Source organism: Arthrobacter senegalensis, assembly GCF_059091765.1.
In genome coordinates, this window is record NZ_JBNHGZ010000001.1 from 702,814 (window position 1) to 724,288 (window position 21,475).

Annotated in this window: 24 protein-coding genes and 1 pseudogene; 7 read left to right on the forward strand and 18 right to left on the reverse strand. The window is 65.7% G+C overall.

The features are described from left to right. Positions 1-106: 106 nt before the first annotated feature. The 5 genes from AC5RVG_RS03200 to AC5RVG_RS03220 all read right to left on the reverse strand — a co-directional run bounded on the left by AC5RVG_RS03200 (position 107) and on the right by AC5RVG_RS03220 (position 4,339). A complete protein-coding gene (locus tag AC5RVG_RS03200) occupies positions 107-640 on the reverse strand; it encodes a hypothetical protein (RefSeq protein WP_494012702.1) in 534 nt (177 codons plus the stop codon). Then, positions 603-1,049, reverse strand: coding sequence for a flagellar export chaperone FliS (gene fliS, locus AC5RVG_RS03205; RefSeq protein WP_494012703.1), 447 nt, complete (start codon positions 1,047-1,049; stop codon positions 603-605). Before fliS ends, AC5RVG_RS03200 begins: the two co-directional genes overlap by 38 nt. Further along, positions 1,046-2,386, reverse strand: a complete 1,341-nt coding sequence (gene fliD, locus AC5RVG_RS03210) for a flagellar filament capping protein FliD (RefSeq protein ID WP_494012704.1) — start codon at positions 2,384-2,386, stop codon at positions 1,046-1,048. The genes fliS and fliD overlap by 4 nt, the downstream gene beginning before the upstream one ends. Positions 2,387-2,508: 122 nt before the next feature. Further along, the gene (locus AC5RVG_RS03215) at positions 2,509-3,378 is read right to left on the reverse strand and encodes a flagellin N-terminal helical domain-containing protein (protein ID WP_494012705.1); all 870 of its coding nucleotides are present in this window, start codon (positions 3,376-3,378) and stop codon (positions 2,509-2,511) included. Between the two features lie 148 nt (positions 3,379-3,526). Beyond that, positions 3,527-4,339, reverse strand: coding sequence for a sigma-70 family RNA polymerase sigma factor (locus AC5RVG_RS03220; protein WP_494012999.1), 813 nt, complete (start codon positions 4,337-4,339; stop codon positions 3,527-3,529). A gap of 244 nt (positions 4,340-4,583) precedes the next feature. On the opposite strand from AC5RVG_RS03220, the gene AC5RVG_RS03225 reads away from it, so the two are divergent. Genes AC5RVG_RS03225 through fliW form a run of 4 tightly spaced genes read left to right on the forward strand, consistent with a single transcriptional unit; the run spans position 4,584 to position 7,813 of the window. Continuing rightward, on the forward strand, positions 4,584-5,069 hold the full coding sequence (locus AC5RVG_RS03225) for a flagellar protein FlgN (RefSeq protein ID WP_494012706.1): 486 nt from the start codon (positions 4,584-4,586) through the stop codon (positions 5,067-5,069). 10 nt (positions 5,070-5,079) lie between these two features. Then, positions 5,080-6,510 carry a flagellar hook-associated protein FlgK gene (gene flgK / locus AC5RVG_RS03230; protein ID WP_494012707.1) on the forward strand — a complete coding sequence of 477 codons (1,431 nt, stop codon included), beginning with the start codon at positions 5,080-5,082 and terminating at the stop codon, positions 6,508-6,510. A 29-nt stretch (positions 6,511-6,539) separates the two neighbouring features. Continuing rightward, positions 6,540-7,433, forward strand: coding sequence for a flagellin N-terminal helical domain-containing protein (locus tag AC5RVG_RS03235; protein WP_494012708.1), 894 nt, complete (start codon positions 6,540-6,542; stop codon positions 7,431-7,433). Continuing rightward, complete coding sequence (gene fliW / locus AC5RVG_RS03240) at positions 7,430-7,813, forward strand: flagellar assembly protein FliW (RefSeq protein WP_494012709.1); 384 nt, start codon at positions 7,430-7,432, stop codon at positions 7,811-7,813. Before AC5RVG_RS03235 ends, fliW begins: the two co-directional genes overlap by 4 nt. A 184-nt stretch (positions 7,814-7,997) precedes the next feature. On the opposite strand, the gene AC5RVG_RS03245 is transcribed toward fliW, so the two are convergent. Further along, positions 7,998-8,939: a tRNA pseudouridine synthase A gene (locus tag AC5RVG_RS03245; RefSeq protein ID WP_494012710.1), complete on the reverse strand. Its 942-nt coding sequence runs from the start codon at positions 8,937-8,939 to the stop codon at positions 7,998-8,000. A gap of 167 nt (positions 8,940-9,106) precedes the next feature. Here AC5RVG_RS03245 and AC5RVG_RS03250 point away from each other — a divergent pair, with 167 nt between their 5' ends. Together AC5RVG_RS03250 and AC5RVG_RS03255 are read left to right on the forward strand one after the other, a co-directional pair. Further along, the gene (locus AC5RVG_RS03250) at positions 9,107-9,661 is read left to right on the forward strand and encodes a DUF2243 domain-containing protein (RefSeq protein WP_494012711.1); all 555 of its coding nucleotides are present in this window, start codon (positions 9,107-9,109) and stop codon (positions 9,659-9,661) included. After that, positions 9,658-10,611 carry a cytochrome c oxidase assembly protein gene (locus AC5RVG_RS03255; RefSeq protein ID WP_494012712.1) on the forward strand — a complete coding sequence of 318 codons (954 nt, stop codon included), beginning with the start codon at positions 9,658-9,660 and terminating at the stop codon, positions 10,609-10,611. The genes AC5RVG_RS03250 and AC5RVG_RS03255 overlap by 4 nt, the downstream gene beginning before the upstream one ends. Positions 10,612-10,621: 10 nt before the next feature. Here the strand turns inward: AC5RVG_RS03255 and rplQ are convergent, their stop codons facing one another. The 7 genes from rplQ to AC5RVG_RS03290 form a co-directional block, all read right to left on the reverse strand. Next, on the reverse strand, positions 10,622-11,185 hold the full coding sequence (rplQ, locus tag AC5RVG_RS03260) for a 50S ribosomal protein L17 (RefSeq protein ID WP_494000469.1): 564 nt from the start codon (positions 11,183-11,185) through the stop codon (positions 10,622-10,624). Positions 11,186-11,250: 65 nt separating this feature from the next. Then, entirely contained in the window at positions 11,251-12,255 is a 1,005-nt protein-coding gene (locus tag AC5RVG_RS03265; RefSeq protein ID WP_493979200.1) for a DNA-directed RNA polymerase subunit alpha, read from the reverse strand. Between the two features lie 158 nt (positions 12,256-12,413). Then, positions 12,414-12,815 (reverse strand): 30S ribosomal protein S11, encoded by a 402-nt coding sequence (gene rpsK, locus AC5RVG_RS03270; protein WP_005267760.1) that lies wholly within the window; start codon positions 12,813-12,815, stop codon positions 12,414-12,416. Between the two features lie 46 nt (positions 12,816-12,861). After that, a complete protein-coding gene (rpsM, locus tag AC5RVG_RS03275; RefSeq protein WP_493979201.1) occupies positions 12,862-13,236 on the reverse strand; it encodes a 30S ribosomal protein S13 in 375 nt (124 codons plus the stop codon). Between the two features lie 160 nt (positions 13,237-13,396). Continuing rightward, positions 13,397-13,510, reverse strand: coding sequence for a 50S ribosomal protein L36 (gene rpmJ, locus AC5RVG_RS03280; RefSeq protein ID WP_005267758.1), 114 nt, complete (start codon positions 13,508-13,510; stop codon positions 13,397-13,399). 77 nt (positions 13,511-13,587) lie between these two features. Continuing rightward, positions 13,588-13,809, reverse strand: coding sequence for a translation initiation factor IF-1 (gene infA / locus AC5RVG_RS03285; RefSeq protein WP_005267757.1), 222 nt, complete (start codon positions 13,807-13,809; stop codon positions 13,588-13,590). A 219-nt stretch (positions 13,810-14,028) separates the two neighbouring features. Then, positions 14,029-15,057, reverse strand: coding sequence for a P1 family peptidase (locus AC5RVG_RS03290; protein WP_494012713.1), 1,029 nt, complete (start codon positions 15,055-15,057; stop codon positions 14,029-14,031). Positions 15,058-15,311: 254 nt separating this feature from the next. On the opposite strand from AC5RVG_RS03290, the pseudogene AC5RVG_RS03295 reads away from it, so the two are divergent. Further along, positions 15,312-16,906 (forward strand): annotated as a pseudogene (locus AC5RVG_RS03295) (HNH endonuclease). 63 nt (positions 16,907-16,969) lie between these two features. Here the strand turns inward: AC5RVG_RS03295 and AC5RVG_RS03300 are convergent. The 5 genes from AC5RVG_RS03300 to rplO form a co-directional block, all read right to left on the reverse strand. Then, entirely contained in the window at positions 16,970-17,815 is an 846-nt protein-coding gene (locus AC5RVG_RS03300) for a metal-dependent hydrolase (RefSeq protein WP_494012714.1), read from the reverse strand. 264 nt (positions 17,816-18,079) lie between these two features. Continuing rightward, positions 18,080-18,907 (reverse strand): type I methionyl aminopeptidase, encoded by an 828-nt coding sequence (gene map / locus AC5RVG_RS03305; protein WP_494012715.1) that lies wholly within the window; start codon positions 18,905-18,907, stop codon positions 18,080-18,082. A 30-nt stretch (positions 18,908-18,937) separates the two neighbouring features. Then, positions 18,938-19,513: an adenylate kinase gene (locus AC5RVG_RS03310; RefSeq protein WP_494012716.1), complete on the reverse strand. Its 576-nt coding sequence runs from the start codon at positions 19,511-19,513 to the stop codon at positions 18,938-18,940. Next, on the reverse strand, positions 19,510-20,823 hold the full coding sequence (secY, locus tag AC5RVG_RS03315; RefSeq protein WP_493979207.1) for a preprotein translocase subunit SecY: 1,314 nt from the start codon (positions 20,821-20,823) through the stop codon (positions 19,510-19,512). Before secY ends, AC5RVG_RS03310 begins: the two co-directional genes overlap by 4 nt. A 196-nt stretch (positions 20,824-21,019) precedes the next feature. Further along, positions 21,020-21,475: a 50S ribosomal protein L15 gene (gene rplO / locus AC5RVG_RS03320; RefSeq protein ID WP_493979208.1), complete on the reverse strand. Its 456-nt coding sequence runs from the start codon at positions 21,473-21,475 to the stop codon at positions 21,020-21,022.

Consider the following 21,475-nt stretch of genomic DNA (forward strand, 5'->3'; position numbering starts at 1 on the left):
ACTGGCATGTGGGCGGCCGATCCATGGCCTGTTCTGTGAGCGATCCGTGCTCACTATCCAGTTATCGGCAGAAGACGGGAGTGCGTTAGGTGAATCTTGAGATTGGTTAACCGTTTACGTCGAGGTAGACGGAACGACCAGAAGTACCAGGGGTGGGAACGGCATCCAGAAGCGCGGATTCCTGCCGGTTTTGCCGCATCTCGGCGCGCAATTCCCGGATCACTGCCTGCTGCGCGGCGGCGAGCTCTGTCGCCCGCTCCACCAGCTCGTCCGGAATCGGCCCCAGCCCCTGCGGGGCCTTCCACCGCGCGACGGCGGTGCGCGGGCTGCTCACTGCCGCTTCATCGGTCTTGTCCCCGGGGAGAGCAACTTCGGCGGGCGCGCTGCCATGGCCACCGGTCTCGGCAGTTCCGGTGAGTCCGCCGGCATGGCCCCCGGTCTCGGCCGTTTCGTTGAGTCCACTGCCATGGCCACCGGTCTCGGCCGTTTCGTTGAGTCCGCTACCTTGGCCACGGGTCTCGGCCGCCTCGGCGAGAGCCAGTTCGAGTTCGTCCAGCACGGCCGTCCAGCGCTCCAGCGCGGAAACTTCGCCCTCCGGCACGTCAGGCGATGCCAAGTTCGCCGCCGAGGCCGGCGCCACGGGCAGGCTGTGCCGGGAGCTGCCCTGCGGCCTCGTGCCAGGCCTCGCGCAGCGGCTCCAGCAGTTCGATGCATTCGCGGGTCCGGGCCGCATCGCGGTGGATGTTCGCGTTCATCATCGCGGTCAGCGTGTAGGTGTAGAGCGCTTTCAGGCCCTCTCCCCCGTCCCACACGTCCGTCTTCAGCGAGGACATCAGTTCGGACACGATGGCCTGCGCATGGATCAGATTCTCGGACGCCACCGACCAGTGCTGGTTCTGCTGCGCGGCCTCCGCCCGGTTCAGGTCCAAGAGCAGCCGGTCATACAACATGGTCAGCAGCCGGGCGGGCGTGGCGGACATGATCGCGTCACGCTGGAACTGGTTGCGCTTGGCCTGGGCTCCGAAGCCCGGCCCGTATGTCAGTGTCATTTCTTCGTGCTCCCCCATGAGGGCAGGGTGGCCAGCTGCGAGTTGAGCCAGTCCCCCTGCGACTGCAGGCCGTTAAGCGTTACTTCAAGTTGGGCCCAAGTCCGTTCGAGTGTAGAGCGGCGCATCGCCAGCCGGGTATCCCACTCGGCAACTTGATCATTCATGCTGCGGACCAGGGATTCCTGGCCTTGGATTCGCTTGGTGATGGCGCCGTCGTACTTGTCCGAGGCATCCGTTGCAGCCGTAGCCACGCGACCGGCGATCGTCTGGACCACCTTCTCGACCCACGCAGAGTCTTGCGTCATCGCCTTGCCGAACTTCTCGGCATCAAACTCAATCGAGCCGTCCTTGGTGATGCTGATGCCTATTTCCGACGGCGACCGTCCGTCGATGGGGCTGATGGCAGCGGTCATCATGCGCTGCTGAATATCGCGGACGCTGCTGTCCCCTGTGAAGATTCCGCCCTTGGTCGTCGTTGACCCTGTGGACGTGGAGACGTTCACGGATGAGTTCTTGGAGATGAAGGCGAACAGATCCTTCAAGCCGTCGGCCAGCGCCTTGGCCTTTGCGGTCACGGCTTCATCGTCGCGAGTGATCGTGATAGTCGACTTATCCCCGGAAACCGCGTCGGCCCCCAAGGTGACGCTTACACCCGGCAGGAGGTCAGTGAACGTATTAGTGGACGAGGAGATTGTTTGCAGGCCACCCCAGATGGACACCTTTGCATCCACAGGAGGTGTGACTTCCGCAAATACAACCGGGGTTCCTTGGAAAGCGATGGAGAATCCACCTGCTTCGCCCGTTTCTTTTGCCGCGAACTGCAGGCGATATTGGGGGTTCGCTGGGTCTGTTCCGACTGACACCTTTGTCGCTGTAACTCCAACCCCGGATTGGTTGATCTCACCAACGATTTGGTCAAGGGTCTTCCCAGCAGTATCAACTTCCACTTTGCCGTCTTGGAGGGCAATGGTGAGACGTGTAGCCGTCTCAGGCCAGTCGCTCAACAAAGCCGAGACGGATACCTGAGCCTTCGCCAATTGGACGACTTCCAAGTCAATGCCACCGGCCGAAGCTCCTTCGGCAGCTGCAACAGAGATCTTCTCCGAACTGCTGGTGCCGGAGTAGATGTTCAAAGAATTGGCTTTGGACGTCTCGGTCGCCGTTTTTCCGAGATCGGCGATCCGCGTGTTCAGCCCTTGGAGAGCGCTGACCAGCGTCTGGGTGCTGGAAACCTTGTTTTTCAGGAGTGATTGCGGGCGCGCTTCCAGCTGCATGAGCTGATTAATCATGGTGGCGGTATCCAAACCGCTGACCATGCCGCCGATCGAAAACGCCACGCCAGTTCCTCCTGAAAGAAGCCTGTTTACTAGAAGAAATGCTGACGCCCGGCAGCGAAGAGTGTGAGGTCCAATTCGTTCGCCTCGCTGCCGGGCCGCATTCAGCCGTTAGCTACCCGGATTTAGCCGAGGAGCTGCAGCACACCCTGGTTGATCTGGTTGGCCTGAGCCAGCATCGCAGTGCCGGCCTGGGACATGATCTGGTTCTTGGTGAACTTAGCCATTTCCGAAGCCATGTCGGTGTCGCGGATACGGGATTCCGAAGCCGACAGGTTTTCCGCAGAAACATTGATCGACTTGATCGCGGTCTCGAAGCGGTTCTGGGAGGCGCCGAGATCCGCACGCTGACCGGAGACGTTCTTGATAGCCGCATCGATCGCCTTGATCGTGTCCTGGGCCTCGACGTTGGTGCCAACCTTGAAGACGTCACCGGCCATAGTCGTTGCTACACCGGCCGCATCAGTGATGTCGCCCTTCGCCAGACCTGTGACCGCAGTTGCAACATTGCCGAGGTTGACGGTCAACGCGTTGTCGGCAGAGCCGTCTGCGCCAATCTGGAAGGTCATCGTGCCGCCCTGCAAGAGCTTGGCTCCGTTGAAGTTGGCAGAAGAGGCAACACGAGCCAGTTCCTCACCCAACTGCGTTGCTTCTTTAGCGATCGCACCGCGGGCGTCGGCGTTGTTCGAGTCGTTCGCGCCCTGAACGGCAAGATCGCGCATGCGCTGCAGGATGGAGTGGACCTCGGTGAGCGCACCTTCAGCGGTCTGGATAACCGAGACACCGTCCTGGGCGTTGCGGGCGGCAACGTTCAGGCCGTTGACCTGCGAGCGCAGGCCCTCGGAGATGGACAGGCCGGCTGCGTCATCGGCAGCGCGGTTGATGCGCAGGCCGGTGGACAGCTTCTCCAGGGACTTGGAAATGTCGTTCTGGGTGTTCGACAGGTTGCGGTACGAGTTCAGGGCCGCAACGTTGGTGTTAATGGCGAAAGCCATGATGAAACTCCTCCATGAGATGGTACAAATTCACCGGCCCGTCCATGGGCTGGCACTTGTAGCTATCGGAGGATTACGAGGATCCGTTAGGAGAAGTGCAAAGAATTTTTCGCGGTGCGGGCCGCCGGGGCCGGCCGCTGCGAACGGGTCAAGAAACCGCGGCCCGTGGCTGGGTGGCGGCGAAGCGTGTAATCCCGCCGATGGTCTGGTCGGCCAGCGCAGTCAGGTACGCCTTCCGACGGGAGGGAGCGATCCGCGACTCGGGCACATGGCCGGCACCGTCGTCGTCGGAATAGTGGGTGTGCAGGCCGTCTCGGAGGAGGCGGATGGCCTCGGAGCGCTGCTGGGAGACGGCCGAGTGGGTAGCGCCGAGCTCTTCGGCGATTTCCTTCACGGTGCGGTCCTCGAAGTAGATTTGCTCCACGATGTAGCGCATCTTCGCGGGAAGGTGGTGCACGGCGGCCTTCAGGAAGGCCAGCCGCTCCTCGGTGAGGAGTGAGCCTTCGGGCGACGCCGTCTCGGAGACCAGGAATTCGGCCGTGGTGTCATCCAGGGCGGAGACGGTGCGGGAGGCATCGTCTATGGCCGCCTCCGCGGTTGGGCGGTCCACCCCGAGAGCGGCGGCAAGCTCGTCGACGCTCGGGTAGCGGCCGAGTTCGGCGGTCAGGGTTTCGCGGACGGACAGCGTTTGTTTGATCCGCTTGCGAACGGAGCGGGGAGCCCAGTCGATGGCACGCATCTCGTCGGCAAAGGCGCCGATGATGCGGCGGCGGGCAAAGGCGCCGAAGGGGACGCCGAGATCCGGGTTGAAGGCGTCGGCGGCGGTGATGAGGGCTACCGAGCCGGCAGAGGCGAGGTCGTCGCGGGAGAGGTGGGTGGCTTTGGCACACACTTCGGAGACCAGATATCCGACGAGCGGGAGGTTCTCAACCACCAGTGCATTACGGTCAGCACGATTCACTGACATGTCCCCCTCCGTGCCCAGAAATACGTCGACGATCGATCCTGCTACCGAGGGGTGCGGCCCCGGAATGAACGATTCATCTCTTGGTGAAACCTACCATCAAATGCTCCTTACGCAAGGGTATGTGCGGCCGATAGATAGGAATGTAGCCATGCCGTTACTACTTGTTCATCCAGTGCGGCTTTTTGACGCGGACCCGCGGGGGTTGTGTCCGCAGAATCAACCAGGGGAGGTGCCTGACATGGGAGCCCATGAACTGTCCGCCATGCTGTGGCACGAACGCGAACTTCTTGAACTGCTGGTCTTCAAACTCGAGGAGGAGCAACTGCTCCTGACCGCCGGCAAGTCCCGGTGGCTGCAGCATGCCACCCGGGAGGTGGAACAGGTGTTGGAGCGCCTTCGCGACGCCGGCCTGGCCCGCACGGTGGAGGTGGCCGCACTGGCCCGGGAGTGGGGTACGCCGGAGGGCGCCACGCTGCGGGAGCTGACCGAACAGGCCCCGGTGGGTCCTTGGGGCGAGATCTTCACGGGACATCTGCAGGCGCTGACCCAGCTGACCCTGCAGATCCGCGAACTGCGCGACGTGAACGAGAAGTTCCTGCGTGCGGCGGCCCGCTCCACCCAGGAAACGCTGGCCAATTGCAATCCCGATGCCGGGACCTACGACTCGCAGGGGACGGCAGGGCTTTCGGGCAACCGCTCCCAGCTGTTCGACACAACGATCTGAGGTTTTCGCAGTGAGTACCTTTAGCGGCCTGAACACCGCGTACACCGGTCTGGTGGCCGCCCGCCAAGGTTTGAACGTGGTGGGCCAGAACATCGCCAACGCCAATACTGAGGGCTACACCCGCCAGCGGGTCAGCACCTCGTCCATCGGAGCCCTCGACCGCACCGGCCTGCTGACCGGCGGAGTGCAGATCGGCCAAGGCGTTTCCGTGGACGCGATTGCGCGTCTGGGTGACATGCACCTGGACACGCGCGTTCGGTTCTCGGCCGGTGTCGCCGGCTATTCTGCCGTGCGCGCCAATACGATGTCTGGCCTGGAAGCGTCGCTGCGCGAGCCGGGCCAATACGGCATCTCGACGCAGCTTCAGGAGTTCTGGGCTTCCTGGCAGGCCCTGTCGAACCGGCCGGATGACGGCGCCGCCGGCGCGGTGGTGCTGGAAGAGGCGAACATCCTGGCCAACATGGTCAAGCGCGGTTACCAGGAAGTCCGCGAGCAGTTCTCCCGCCTGCGCTCCGATGTGGACACGATGACCGCGGAGGTCAACGGCGCTGCGTCCCAGGTAGCCAACCTCAACGAGAAGATTCGTTTTGCCGTCGCCAACGGGGGCTCCGCGAACGAGCTGATGGACCACCGCAACCTGCTGACCGAACGGCTGGCTGCCCTCACCGGGGCCACGGTTCGCCACGGCAGCGACGGGCAGGTGGATGTGCTGATCGGCGGCAATGCGATTGTCACCGGTTCCAGCGCCCAAAGAATCGCCGTTACAGCGGACTCGGATACGGATATTTCAGGCACCAAAGGCGTGAGTCTCGAGTGGGCGAGTCCGAGTCGGATTGGCATGCCGGTGGTTCTCGGCAGCGGTGAAATAGCAGGCGCGATCTCCATGCTGAGCGGCACCGATGGCGGCCCGCTGCGAAGCGCAGCCAAGGACTACAACGACTTCGCCACCGAGCTGGCGCGCGTTGTGAACGACGTCCACACCACAGGCGTAACGCGTGGCGGTACGGCCGGAAGCGATTTCTTCAGCTTTCCCCCATCGAGTGACGGCGTGCCTGCCGCGCTGGGAATCTCCGTATCAGTCACCGGCGTCGCACAGTTGGCCACCGGTTCCGCGGCCTCGGGCGGCAGCCTCGACGGTTCAAATGCAGACAAGATGGCCCAGCTCGGCATCGGCTCCGAATCTCCGGATCGATTTTGGGAGAACATTGTCACCACCATCGGTGTAGCCGCAAAGACGGAGCTGCAGCAGTCCAACCTCGCGGACATCGCGTCCCAGTCCGCCAAGACGTTGCAACTGTCCAACGCGTCGGTGGACATGGACGAAGAGAACGTCAACCTGCTGACATACCAGCACGCCTACCAGGGCGCGGCTCGAGTCATGACGGCGATTGATGAAATGCTCGATACGTTGATCAACCGCACCGGTTTGGTCGGGAGGTAGCCATGATTTCACGAGTCACTAACCAAACGATGAGCAGCTTCGCGCAGCGCAACCTGCAGGACAACATGGCGCGTATTGCCAAGCTGCAGGAGCTGGCCGCAGGAGAGTCGCTGATTGCCCGCCCCTCGGACAACCCGACGGGCACCGCCGATTCCATGCGCACTCGTGCGGATATGCGCGCCAACGCGCAATACAAGCACAACATCGACGACGCCAATGGCTGGCTCACCACCACCGACTCCGCGCTGGGCACAGTCACCGATTTGCTCAACAAGGCCCGCGACCTGACGATTCAGGCCTCCAATGGTTCCCTCTCGCCAACGGCACGCGAGGCGGTCGCCTTGGAGCTCGGAAGCATCAAGGAAAGCCTTTTGGCTGCGACTCGGACGCAGTACCTGGGACGCAACGTGTTTGCGGGGAACTCCGACAAACCGGACGTATATAAAGACTCCCTAACCGCCCCAACCGCGCCGTACACCGTGACCGAACCGAACGCCACCGGCGTGGAGCGTCGCATCGGACCCGGGGCACACCAGACGGTACGCGTCGATGCCAGCGCTGCTGCGGTCTTCGGCGACGATTCCACGGGCACGGGCCCGTCGGTCTTCGCCCTGCTGGATTCAATGATCGCAAAGCTCAACGGCACTGGCAGCGTCAGCGAAGACTTAAACGCCATCGACGCCCGGCTGAACACCGTGATCAACGCGCGCGCCGAGGTCGGCACCCGCCACGCCCAGATCCTGAAAGCCCAGGAGACGAACTTGGACGAAGCTGTTTCGCTTGAAGCCCGCCGCTCCGGAATCGAGGATCCGGATATCGGAAAGGTCATCCTGGACCTCAAGATGCAGGAAGTGGCTTATCAGGCCGCCCTGCAGGTCACCGCGCGGGTGCTGCAGCCGACGCTGATGGACTTCCTGCGATGAGCGCCGCGCTGACCTTCGTGGCCCCTCCCCCGGGACTGGCACCGCTGGTTAATTTCACCCTCGACGAGATCGCGGGCGCGGCCGGCCTGTACTCCCTTCAGGCCGTGGCCGAACCGGGCAAACGCCTCTTCGTCCTGGACGCGGCGACCTACCTGAACCAGTACACCCCCGTGATTTCCGACGACGACCGTGCCGCCCTGGACCTCAATGCCTCCGAGGACGCCATGGTGCTGGTGGTGGCCAACCCCGGCGAATCGGGCGCCACCGTGAACCTGATGGCCCCGATCGTGGTCAACGTGCACACCGGCGTCAGCGCCCAAGTCATTCTGGAAGGCCAGGACTGGCCGCTCCGTGCCGAACTGACACCGCAGGCCGCCTAGCTTCACCCGCCGATCGCGTGACACGGCGGTAACGGCTGAAGAAGTCAGACGTCTGAAACTATTGAGCTGACGGCGGCTACCGTGCAAGAGTTATGCCCACGGTCCAAGGGACCTGCTGGGGGATCCGGAATCACCGGTTATGGCTTCCGGCGGCTTATGGGGGAACCGCCGGAAGCAACCACCCTCACCCCTCGTCCGGATCCGCGCGTTTTGCCCGGGTCAGCTTTGCCCGGCGCAGCAGTTCGCCGCCGTCGGGGTAGAGCACCTCTTCCAGCACCAACGGGTGCGGCGGAGCCAGCTTGCTCTTCGAGTCCCTTACCTTCGCCAGCATCCGGTCGCGCAGCCACTCCGGCGCCTGCTCGCCGCTGCCCACCAACAACGATGCGCCGATCAGGGCACGCACCATGTTGTGGCAGAACGCGTCGGCTTGCACCGTGGCCGTGACCACGCCGTCGCCTCCTCGGGCGAATTCGAACTTCTGCAACTCCCGAATGGTGGTGGCGCCTTCCCTGGGCTTGCAGAACGCCAGGAAGTCGCCGATGCCCAGGAGCCCGGCGGCTGCGCGGTTCAGGAGATCGACGTCGACGGCGTGCTTGTGCCACAGCGTCGTGTTGCGAGACAGCGGGTCCCACGTCTCGGCCCGGTCGGCGATCCGGTAGCTGTAGCGGCGCCAGAGGGCGGAGAACCGGGCGTCGAATCCGTCGGGGGCGACGGCGGCGCGCTTAACCTCGATGGCCCCGGCAAGGTCCCGATAGGGTACCGGGGCGCCGACGCGGCCGCCGAGCACCTTGGCCAGCACGCCGCGCAAGCGCCGGACCAGGGCTTCGGCGGGATCGACCTCCCGGCTGCGGGCCAGGCCGTGCCACTCCCCGGGGTCCAGGTCAAAATGCACCACCTGCCCGCGAGCGTGGACCCCGGCGTCGGTGCGGCCGGCAACCGTCAGCCGGATCGGCCGGCGGATCATGATTGCCAGCGCCTCCTCGAGCGCGCCCTGCACGGTCAGCCGGCCGGGCTGCACGGCCCACCCGCTGAAGGGGCCGCCGTCGTACGCAAGATCCAGGCGGACACGCAAGGGCCCGCCGTCCCGGCCGGGGACGGGGGAAACAGTCGGAGGCATGGATTCCATGCTACCGGGAGCCCCCCGAGTCCTCCGGATGCCGCCGGCGCCCGCGGATGGTTGCGGGCCGGCGACCTGCCAGGCATCGGCGGACTGTCGACGGGGGCGGGCATTCGGTCTATGTTGCTGGGACAGCGCCCGCACTCACGGGCGGGACCGCGAGGTTCGGAGGAGCGATGGCAGGCAGCCCCGGAACGGCAACCACCACGGATCACAACCGCCGGATCGCCCTGCCCGGGATCGTCCTCGGGGTGGGGCTCGGCGGCTTCGTGGACGGCATCCTGTTACACCAGATCCTGCAGTGGCACCACATGCTCACGAGCGCGGACACCGCGAACATCGACGTCGGTTCGTATCCGGCGAGCACCGTCCACGGCCTGCAGATGAACACACTGTGGGACGGGCTGTTCCATACGGTGACCTGGCTGGCCGTGCTGATCGGGCTGGGCCTGTTGTACTCGCGGGTGACGACCTCGCGCGGACGGGTCTGGGCATCCCGGACCCTCTGGGGCTGGATGCTGCTCGGCTGGGGACTCTTCAATCTCGTCGAGGGGATCATCGACCACCACATCCTCGCCATTCACCACGTCATCGGCGGCGAGTACCAGATGCTGGCCGACATTCTCTTCCTGATATTCGGGGCGCTGCTGGTGATCGGCGGCTGGCTGCTGCAACGGTCCGGGCGGGTGGTAGACCTGAGGGCTGGCACCCCCGGGCGGGAACCGGCGTGATCGGCGCCCACTCAGCCCACAACCATCAGCCGGCAGTGTTCGACGGCGTGCTGCCGCCGGCCCTCGTGGCGGCGGCGGCCGTAGCCTACCTGGCGTTGGCGTGGCTGCGGAGCCGCGAGGACCGCGGCTGGAGCCGCCGGCGGACCGTTTCCTTCCTCGCCGGCGCGCTGTTGTTGGCGCTGGGCCTCGCGCCGCAGCTGATGCCGCTGCCGCCGGGCGGGCTGCCGGCCCACATGGTCCAGCACCTGCTGATTGGCATGTATGCGCCGATCGGCCTGGTGCTTGGTGCGCCGGTGACTCTGCTGCTGAGGTCGGTGCCGCGCCGTTGCGGCAGGGTGATCGGAAGGGTGCTGCGCTCACGCCCGGCCCATCTGGTGGCCAACCCCGTGACTGCGCTGGTACTCACCCTCGGCGGGCTGGCGGGGCTGTACTTCACGCCGCTCTACAGCCTCGCGGCGGACACCCCGCTGCTGCACCACGCCGTCCACCTGCACTTCCTGGCCGCCGGCTGCCTCTTCGCCTGGGTGATCGCCGGGCCCGACCCGGCACCGCGCAGGCCCTCCGTGCCGGCGCGGCTGGTGGTGCTGGGCGTCGCCATCGCCGGCCATGCGGTCCTGTCCCAGTTGCTCTACGCGGGGCTGTTCGTCCAGGTCCCGGCGCCGGCCGCCGAGCTGAGGCTTGCCGGCGAACTGATGTATTACGGCGGAGACGTTGCCGAGCTGCTGCTGGCCTTCGCGCTGGTGTCGACGTGGCGGCCCCGGGGCATGCCGCTGGCCAGCCGGCCGATTCCCGTCCACGACGCTGAACCGCGTCGCGGCGAACCGGCCGCACCAAGCTCCCGCGGGACCGGACCCCGCGCCCCCGAGGCGGGCCCCGGCGTCGTTATGGGGGGCTTGAAGATACGAAAAAGCCCGCCGCCCCGGAAGGGGACGGCGGGCTTCAAGCAGTGAAGGCGAAGAACTACTTCTTCTCTTCGGCAGCTTCCTCGGCGGACTCGGCCGACGGAGCGGACTCTGCGGACTCGGGAGAGTCAGCGGAATCGCCGGACTGCGCCGACTCGGGCGATTCAGCGGACTCGGCCGAAGCGGTCTCTTCCTCGACCGGAGCCGGGGCAGCCTTGGCCGTGGCCTTCTCGGCCTCGTTCACGACGGCCTGCTTCGGGGACACCGGCTCCATCACCAGTTCGATGACGGCCATGGGGGCGTTGTCGCCCTTGCGGTTGCCGATCTTGGTGATGCGGGTGTAGCCGCCGTCGCGGTTGGTCATCACCGGCGCGATGTCGGTGAACAGCTCGTGCACGATGCCCTTGTTGCTGATCACTGCCAGCACGCGGCGGCGCGAGGCCAGGTCGCCGCGCTTGGCGAACGTGATCAGGCGCTCGGCGAACGGGCGCAGGCGCTTGGCCTTGGTGACCGTGGTGGTGATCCGCTTGTGCTCGAAGAGCGCGGCGGACAGGTTGGCGAGCATCAGGCGCTCGTGGGCAGGACCGCCTCCGAGGCGCGGACCCTTAGCGGGGGTAGGCATTATGTTTTCTCCTCAATGGTGCCGCTGTGCGCTCCCGAGCGCCGTGGCGGCAGAATTCTTGCGTTTTAGAGTTCGTCCTCGAAGGTTTCGTCCTCGTCGATGGCTGCGGCGCGGGCAGCCAGATCGAATCCAGGGGGCGAATCCTTCAGCGACAGACCCAGTTCCACCAGCTTTGCCTTGACCTCGTCGATGGACTTGGCACCGAAGTTGCGGATGTCCATCAGGTCGGCCTCGGAGCGGGCTACGAGTTCACCCACGGTGTGGATGCCCTCACGCTTAAGGCAGTTGTAGGAACGGACGGTCAGTTCCAGGTCCTCGATAGGCAGGGCCATGTCGGCAGCCAGGGCGGCGTCCGTGGGGCTCGGGCCAATCTCGATGCCTTCGGCGGCGGTGTTCAACTCGCGGGCCAGGCCGAACAGTTCAACCAGGGTGGTTCCGGCAGAGGCGACGGCGTCGCGCGGTGCAATGGAGGCCTTGGTTTCGACGTCGACAATCAGGCGGTCGAAGTCGGTGCGCTGCTCAACACGGGTTGCCTCAACCTTGAAGGTCACCTTCAGCACCGGCGAGTAGATGGAGTCGACCGGGATGCGGCCGATCTCCTGGTCGCCGGACTTGTTCTGGGCTGCCGACACGTAGCCACGGCCGCGTTCGATGGTCAGTTCGAGTTCGAACTTGCCCTTCTCGTTCAGCGTGGCGATGTGCAGGTCCGGGTTGTGGAACTCCACGCCGGCCGGCGGCGCGATGTCCGCGGCGGTGACGACACCGGGTCCCTGCTTGCGCAGGTAGGCAACCACGGGCTCGTCGTGCTCGGAGGAGACAGCCAGGTTCTTGATGTTCAGGATGATCTCGGTGACATCTTCCTTCACACCCGGCACGGTGGTGAACTCATGCAGCACGCCGTCGATGCGGATGCTGGTGACGGCAGCCCCCGGAATCGAGGACAGGAGCGTGCGGCGGAGGGAGTTTCCGAGGGTGTAGCCAAAGCCCGGCTCCAGCGGTTCGATGACGAACCGGGAGCGGTTATCGGCCACTACTTCTTCAGTAAGGGTGGGGCGCTGTGCAATGAGCACTTAGATTTCCTTTCAGCGAGCATCCGCTATATGACGCAGCACGAATTGGTGGAAAAGGGCGGCTGGTCAGCCTCCAGCGTGGAACTTTCGGCCGCCGACAGAGTCTCCCGCAAAAGTGGGAGGAATCTGTGCGGCGGCCAAAAGTATCCTTGGGCTGTTTAGACGCGGCGGCGCTTCGGCGGACGGCAACCGTTGTGCGCGCTGGGGGTGACGTCCTGGATGGAGCCAACCTCGAGGCCAGCGGCCTGCAGCGAACGGATTGCGGTCTCGCGTCCGGATCCCGGGCCCTTCACGAAGACGTCGACCTTCTTCAGGCCGTGCTCCTGGGCACGCTTGGCGGCCGATTCGGCAGCCATCTGCGCGGCGAACGGGGTGGACTTGCGGGAGCCCTTGAAGCCAACCTCGCCGGCCGAGGCCCACGAGATGACGGCACCGGTCGGGTCCGTGATGGACACGATGGTGTTGTTGAAGGTGCTCTTGATGTGCGCCTGGCCCAGCGCGATGTTCTTCTTGTCCTTGCGACGCGGCTTGCGTACCGCTCCACGAGTCTTGGGGGGCATTGCTTCTCCTACAAAGTTGGTTGGTAGCTATCTGACCGGCTGGGAATCAGCGGGTCTTCTTCTTACCGGCGACGGTGCGCTTCGGGCCCTTGCGGGTGCGAGCGTTGGTCTTGGTGCGCTGTCCGCGGACGGGCAGGCCACGGCGGTGGCGGATGCCTTCGTAGCTGCCGATCTCAACCTTGCGGCGGATGTCGGCTGCAACTTCGCGGCGGAGGTCGCCTTCTACCTTGTAGTTGCCCTCGATGAAGTCACGCAGCTGCACGAGCTCAGCGTCGGTGAGGTCCTTGACGCGGGTTTCCGGGCTGATGCCGGTCTCCGCGATAACCTGCTCTGCACGGGTCTTACCCACGCCGTAGATGTAAGTCAGGGCGATAATTACCCGCTTTTCGCGGGGAATATCTACGCCAGCGAGACGAGCCATAGTGGCGGTTCTCCTTGTTGTATCCGGAGGTCTGAAGCAGCGCGGCCCCGTTGTTCGGGTCCCCGGCCTCCGTGCCGGGGGTGTGCAGGTTGCCCTGCTGCGCTGCCTTTATCTTGAGTTACTACGCGTGGGCGTGCTGCCCCTGCTTGAAGCAGGAGTCTTAGCCCTGGCGCTGCTTGTGGCGCGGGTTCTCGCAGATCACAATGACGTTGCCCTTGCGACGAATCACCTGGCACTTGTCACAAATCCGCTTGACGCTCGGCTGGACCTTCATGGTTTTCCTTTGCGTTGTTAGCTGATGCTGCCTTGTAACTACTTACGGTTCTCCGCAGTTGCCTGCGGCATAAGCCTTTACTTGTAGCGGTAGACGATACGGCCCCGTGAGAGGTCGTACGGGCTGAGTTCCACCACAACGCGGTCCTCGGGGAGGATCCTGATGTAGTGCTGACGCATCTTTCCCGAGATATGAGCCAGCACAACGTGCCCGTTGGTCAACTCAACGCGGAACATCGCATTGGGCAGAGCCTCCTGCACAGTGCCTTCAATCTCAATGACACCGTCTTTCTTAGCCATATCCTCCGCTAACGTCAGTAACCATCGCCGGAGCGGTGGCTAGTTTTAGGGTTTCGCTTGCCGCTACACTCCCACTGAGCCGTACGTTCCGGCAGGCTTTCGCGGGCGCCATGCACCCGAAGATGGGCATGAAAGTAGAGACAACCAACAGACAACTGTACTCCGGAAGCCGGATAAAGTTAAATCCGGGTAACGCACGGGGCTCGCGCGCGACAGACTTCAGCCGAGGTGCGGATACTTCTCCAGTACGACGCCGGCCGCCTCCACCCGTTCGGCACTCACCACGGCGTCCCAAATGGCCGCGGTGACCGCTTCCGCGGCCAGCACGTGCAGTTCCGCCCGGGGATCAATGGGCCCGTCCTGCACCAACTGCTGCGCCCCGGTGGCCAGGACGAAGGTCACGTCCCCGTCCATCAGGGTGTGCGACGGGCTAACGGCCCGGGCCAGGCCGGCGTGCGCGGCCGACGCCGTCCGCTTGGCCTGCGCCGGATCCAACACGGCGTTGGTGGCGACGACGCACAGGGTGGTGTTCAGCGGCCCGGCTCCCTGTGAGCCGCTTCCTCCCGGTGCTCCTGCCGCTCCCGGTGCTCCGGACCCTCCTGCCGCGCCGGGTGTGCCAAGCGTTTTTTCTGCTTGCGCCGCGGGCGATGCTCCCCTGGTCCCGCGGAACGGATTCCCGGCGGCATTGGCCACCGCGAGCGCGCCAACCACGATTCCCTCGTTCGCGCCGCCCATGCGCAGCGAGGCGGTCCCCACTCCCCCCTTGTACTGCTGGAAGCCCATCGCAGCCCCGGTGCCGGCGCCCGCGTTACCCCGCTGCACGACACCAAAGTCCTCCATCGCGCCGGCGGAGGCAGCGGCGTCGTACCCCATCTGCTCATCAGGCCGCGCCCTGATGTCCCCGCCGCGGCCCAGGTCGTAGAGGGCAGCGGCCGGAACGATCGGCACCACCGCATTCTGGGTGCGGAAGCCGCGCCCCTGCTCCTCCAGCCAGCGCTGCGCGCCGTGCGCGGCCACTAGCCCGAAGGCGCTGCCCCCGGCGAGCACCACGGCATCCACGGTGGGCACCAGCGTGGTGGGATCGAGCGCGTCGGTCTCGTGCGTGGCCGGCCCGCCCCCGCGGACGTCCACTGCGCCGACCGACCCGGCCGGCGGCAGCACCACGGTGACGCCGGTCAGCCAGCCGTCGCCGATCTTTTGGACCTGGCCCACGCGGATGCCGGGCACGTCGGTAATGGAAGAAGCCATGGCCTCATCCTCGCCCGGAGGATGGGGATGGGCAAGGATGAGGTGCAGCGGTAAGCACGCCCGGCACGTCTCCCCTGCCCACCGGTCCGCTGCGGGTTCCGAAACTGTCGTACCCGGCTAATAGCCTGTTTCTAGTAGTTCAGCAGAATCGTTGGCCATCGGGGTGGGGGTCCCGGCGGCGTCTGTGGACCTTGTTCCATGACCTCTCGTAGTCGTTGCCGTGCCGCGGGCACGCCGAAGATTGAGACGCCGACATGTTTGATCCCGCAGGACCCGAGCCACCAGAAGCAGCCGAAGCAGCCGAGGCACGCGAAGGAGCGCATCCAGCGACGGGAGCGCGGCCTGCGCACGCCGAACACGGCGGGCCGGTCCGGACGCCCGGGATCAACGCCTTCGCCGACGCCCTGGCCCGGGTCGACCTGCTCGGTTCCGAACAGGACCTGGTGGACCGGTTCACCGCGCTGGAAAACGCCAAGGACGCGGCCGCTGCCGCCCAGGCCAAGCTGCAGGTAGCTCTGGATGAGGCCACGCGGGCCCGGCGCGCCGCCGCCGGGGTCCCGAAGAACCGGCAGGGCCAGGGCATCGCGAAGCAGATCGGGCTGGCGCGGCGGGAATCCCCGCACCGCGCCGCGCTCATGCTCGGCGTCGCGAAGATCCTGGTCACCGAAATGCCGCACACCCTCAACGCCCTGGCCACCGGGCACCTGAACGAGTGGCGCGCAGCGACCCTGGTCCGCGAAACCGCGTGCCTGACCAAGGAAGACCGCGCCGCGGTGGACAAGGAACTGGCCGGCAACCCGGCCCGCCTGCACGGGCTGGGCAACCGGCAACTCGAAGCCGAAGCCAAACGGATCGCCTACCGTCTGGACCCCCGCGCCGTCGTGCACCGCGCCGCGAAAGCCGAAGCCGACCGGCACGTCTCCGCCCGCCCCCAACCCGACACAATGGTGGCCGTCCGGACACTGCTGCCCGTCGTCCAGGGCGTGGCCCTGATGGCCGCGCTGCACCGCGAAGCCGACCGGTTGCGCAACAACGGCGACGCCAGGACACGCGGCCAGGTTATGGCCGACACCATGTTCGAACGCGTCACCGGTGCCTCCACCGCCGACCCCGCCCGCACCGAAATACAGCTCGTCATGACGGACCGCGCCCTGCTCCAAGGCGACAGCGAACCGGCCTGGCTCACTGGCTACGGCGTCGTCCCGGCTCAGTACGCCCGGGACCTCATCCGCCTCCCGCAAAACCCGCCCGTACCAACCGGCACCGCCAGGGGCGGCATCGGCCACGCGGCGGGCTTGGCCGGCAAGAGGCCACCCGACCAAAGCGCACCGGCAGGAACGCTGACCGACCAGGAGTCGCCGGGCGAAGCGCCCCGACAGAATGCGCCGCCGGCAGGCACCGAACCTGGTTGGAAGACCGCACGGCAGACCAGCCGACGCAGCAAAGAGCTGAAACCCGGCGGCGTGGCGGACGTCTGGATCCGCCGCCTCTACACCGCCCCCGGCACCGGGCACTGCTCGGCATGGATTCGAAAGCCCGCAGGTTCCCGGCCGGACTACGCCGGATGGTCATCGCCCGCGACCAGGTCTGCTCCGGCCCTTGGTGCGATGCCCCGATCCGGCACATCGACCACATCGTCGCCTGGTCCGACGGCGGGAAAACCACCATCACCAACGGACAGGGCCTGTGCGAACGCTGTAACCAGGACAAAGAAGCCGAAAGCTGGTCCAACCGGACAGTCGGCGGGCCCCTGCACCAAGTCGAAACCACGACCCCCACCGGGCACACCTACATCAACACCGCGCCGCCACCGCCGGGCACCCCGCCGCCCGGAACCAAAGCGGCGTAAGCGGCCAGCCCGTTGCCGCTCGGGGAAGGCCCTCAGACTCTTCTCGAATCCGGCGATTAGCAGCTAGCCGGCCCCGATGGCGACCAGGCTCTGCTGCCCGACGTCGAGGCACGCCCCGAGGAGTAGGACCACCACATAGGCACTGACCGGGACCAGCAGCGCCCACTCGCGTGCCGAACCGGCATTGCCCAGCAGCGGCAGGGCGAAGTAGCCGTTCCGCCGCCATATGGCGTTGAGCAGCGGGATCCTGCGCCACACCTTCGGGGGTTTGATCCGCAGCGGCCACAGCAGGTTCACTCCCCCGGTGGTCAGCATGTCGCCGAGCACATGCATGACGACGCCGATGCCCATGGCCAGCGGGAACCAGTTGTGCTGTTCCGGGGCGTACAGGGCGATGAAGACCGCCACAGACAGGCCGACGGCCCACGGAATTTTCTGCAGCCCGTCGGGCAGGAACTTCAGGGCCTTGGCGGCAAAGGCGACCAGCAACACGCACAGAATACCGGCGCCCGGGTAGACCGTGCCGAACCGCTCGGTCTCGGCAGTCCAGAGCCCGGCGACCCACGCGATCGCGACGAACGCCGCCAAGCCGATCAGCGAGTGGGTGCCCCTGCGGTGCCCGCCGGCCACGGCGCCAATACCGGCACAGACCGCATTGGAGAGCGGCGGCAGCGAGCGGGCGATGGTGGCGTGGCGGTGATCGGCATCCGGGACGAGTGCGGCGCCGGCGGTCACCATGGCACCGGTGATCAGGCCGAGCGGTCCCACGTCCAGCAGCCCCCAGCCCAGGGTGAGACTCTGGCCGCCCCAGCCCATCGGCGTCGTCAGGGCATTCAGCGGTATGTGGACCTGGCTGGTGACCGCGATCCAGGCGGCGGCGCCGGAGAGGGCGTGGTGGGCTCCCATCATGATGGGCAAGGTCCTTTCGGGAGTGCGGCGTCCGCGCGCAGCCTATCGACTGACAGGCCAGGGTGGGTGGTGCGGTATCCGGGCGCAGCCAGTCGGCTGGCCGCGGCGAGCCTGGTCAGGGTGCGGAGCCAGTCGTCTGGGCGCAGGGCCGGGATCGTGGCTGCGGGCTGCGGATTAACCTCTAAAGGCCGGGCCGGCTGGACGATGGATCCAGCGGGACCCGGCCTTTCGATGACGTCAGGCCAAGGGTGTGGCAGCGGGCGTTTAGTCCAGCGGTACCGGGATAACCCCCAGCGGAGCCAGCCTGGCCGCTCCCCCGTCTTCGGCGGTCAAAACCCAGATGCCGCCGTCGTGCACTGCCACGGTGTGCTCCCATTGGCAGGACCGCGAGCCGTCCGTGGTCACGACGGTCCAGTCGTCGTCCAGCACCTTGGTCTCGATGTCCCCGCGCACCAGCATGGGTTCGATGGCCAGGCAGAGCCCGGGACGGATCTTCGGGCCGCGGTGGTTCGTCCGGTAGTTCAGCACGTCCGGGGCCTGATGCATGGCGGTGCCGATGCCGTGGCCCACGTAGTCCTCCAGGATGCCCAACGGTTTGCCCGGCACCGAGGAGACGTAGTCGTCGATGGCGTTGCCGATGTCGCCCACGCGGTTGCCGGTGGCGAGGGCGGCAATGCCGTGCCACATGGCCTCCTCCGTGACGTCGGACAGCCGCTGGTCTTCCGGATCGGCGGTGCCCACGATCACGCCGCGGGCGGAGTCGCCGTGCCAGCCGTCAATGCTGCAGCCCCCGTCGATCGAGATGATGTCCCCGTCGCCGAGCACCTTGCCGCCCGGGATTCCATGGACCACTTCCTCGTTGACGGACACGCAGACCGTTGCGGGGAAGCCGTGGTAGCCCTTGAAATTGCTCTTGGCCCCGGCCTCGTCCAGCACTGCTTCGAAGGCCGCGTCCACATCCGCGGTCGTCGCGCCGGGGACGGCGGCGGCAACCGCAGCGTCCAGGGCGCGGCTGACCACCAGGCCGGCGGTCCGCATTTTCCGGATCTGGTCCTTGGTCTTGTATTCGATGCTGGGCTGGCCGAAGGCCATGGGCTGCCTCTTCTAACTGTCTGGCGGGTGTCAGGCCGTGACGGACTTGAGCGCGGACATGATGCGCTCGGTGACCTCGTCGATATCGCCGATGCCGTCAACGGTCGCGACGATCCCGCGGTCAGCGTAACGGCTCACCACGGCCTCCGTCTGCTCGTGGTACAGGGCCAGCCGACGCCGGATCACCGTTTCGTTGTCGTCACTGCGGCCTTCCTGCGCGGCGCGGCCGAGCAGGCGCTTGACCAGCTCCTCGTCGTCGGCGGTCAGCTGCAGCACGATGTCCAGCTGCGAGCCGGCGTCGGCCAGGATGCTGTCCAACTCGTCGACCTGGCCGCTGGTGCGGGGGTAGCCGTCCAGCAGGAAGCCGTCGGCGGCGTCGGACTGCTTCAACCGGTCGCGCACCATGTTGTTGGTGACGCTGTCCGGCACGAACTCGCCCTTGTCGATGTACTTCTTGGCCTCGACGCCGAGCGGCGTCTCTTCCTTCACGTTGGCTCGGAAGATGTCTCCGGTGGAGATCGCGACGATGCCCAGCCGGTCGGAGATGCGGGAGGCCTGGGTGCCTTTGCCCGATCCGGGCGGGCCGATAATGAGCATTTGTGTCATCGCAGAAGTCCTTCGTAGTGACGTTGCTGTAGTTGAGCGTTGATTTGTTTGACGGTCTCCAGGCCCACACCAACCATGATGAGGATGGAGACGCCGCCGAACGGGAAGTTCTGGTTGGCGTTGATCAGTACCAGGGCGATCAGCGGGATGAGCGAGACGATGCCCAGGTAGAGCGCGCCGGGCAGCGTGATCCTGGCCAGCACGTACTGCAGGTACTCGGCCGTGGGGCGGCCGGCCCGGATGCCCGGGATGAAGCCGCCGTACTTCTTCATGTTCTCCGCGACTTCCTCGGGGTTGAACGTGATGGCCACGTAGAAGTAGGTGAAGAAGACGATCAGCGCGAAGTAGACCGCCATGTAGAACGGCGAGTCCCCGCTGACCAGGTAGGTGTTGATCCAGTTGACCCACTCCGGCGGCGCGGTGGTGCCGTCGGCCGGCGTGTTGAACTGGGCGATCAGGGACGGCAGGTACAGCATCGACGACGCGAAGATTACCGGGATGACACCGGCCATGTTCACCTTGATCGGAATGTAGGTGCTGGTGCCGCCGACCGTGCGGCGTCCCACCATGCGCTTGGCGTACTGCACGGGGATGCGGCGCTGCGACTGTTCCACGAAGACCACCGCGGCGACGGTCAGCAGGCCGACGATCAGCACACCCAGGAACACGTTCACGCCCTGAGTGTTCCAGATCTCGCCCAGCGAGCTCGGGAAACCGGCGGCGATGGAGATGAAGATCAGCAGGGACATGCCGTTGCCGACGCCCTTCTCGGTGATCAGCTCGCCCATCCACATGATCAGGCCGGTGCCTGCGGTCAGGGTCAGGATGATCAGGGAGATCGTGACCAGATTGTCCTCGGGGATGATCGGGACCGGGCAGTCCCCCAGGAGGGCGCCGGTCCGCGCCAGCGACACCAGCGTCGTGGCGTTGAGCAGGCCCAGCGCGATGGTCAGGTAACGGGTGTACTGCGTGAGCTTGGACTGGCCCTGCGGGCCTTCCTGATGCAGTTCCTGGAACCGGGGAATGACGACGCGCAGCAACTGCACGATGATGCTGGCGGTGATGTACGGCATGATGCCGAGGGCGAAGATGGACACCTGCAGCAGCGCACCGCCGCTGAAGAGGTTGACGAACTGGTACAACCCGCCGCTGGTGTTGCCCAGCGCCAGACACTGCTGCACGTTGCCGTAGTCCACGCCGGGGGCGGGGATGAAGACGCCCATGCGGTAGACCGTCATGATGCCGAGCGTGAACAGCAACTTGCGCCGCAGGTCCGGCGTCCGGAATGCCCGGCCAATTGCGCTAAGCAAGCGTCCTCCCAAGAAGTTTCTGATGCCGCTGCGCGGCAAGTCACAAGATCCGAGTCTATCGGCTCGGCCCGTTCGCATTAAACGGGTTAAGAATACGTGGTGTGCCTTAAAGCGGCTGAACTCGTGGCGGCCGGCGTAAACCGGCCACCACGAGTTCAGTCAGAGGCTGCTAAAAGACCCCACCAGTCACGGGCTGCTAGAGCGCCGTCACGGTGCCGCCGGCGGCGGCGATCTTTTCAGCGGCACTGGCGGAGAAGGCGTCAACCTTCACATCGACCTTGACGGTGATGTCGCCGGTGCCCAGGACCTTCACGGGCTGGTTCTTGCGAACCGCACCCTTGGCCACCAGGGCGTCCACGGTCACTTCGCCGCCCTCGGGGAACAGCTCGTTGAGCTTGTCCAGGTTTACGACCTGGAATTCCACCTTGAACGGGTTCTTGAAGCCGCGCAGCTTCGGCAGGCGCATGTGCAGCGGCAGCTGGCCGCCGGCAAAGCCAGCCTTGACCTGGTAACGGGCCTTCGTACCCTTGGTACCGCGACCGGCGGTCTTGCCCTTGGAGCCTTCACCACGACCGACACGGGTCTTGGCGGTCTTGGCACCGGGGGCAGGACGCAGGTGGTGGACCTTCAGAGTTTTGTTCTCTTCTGCCAT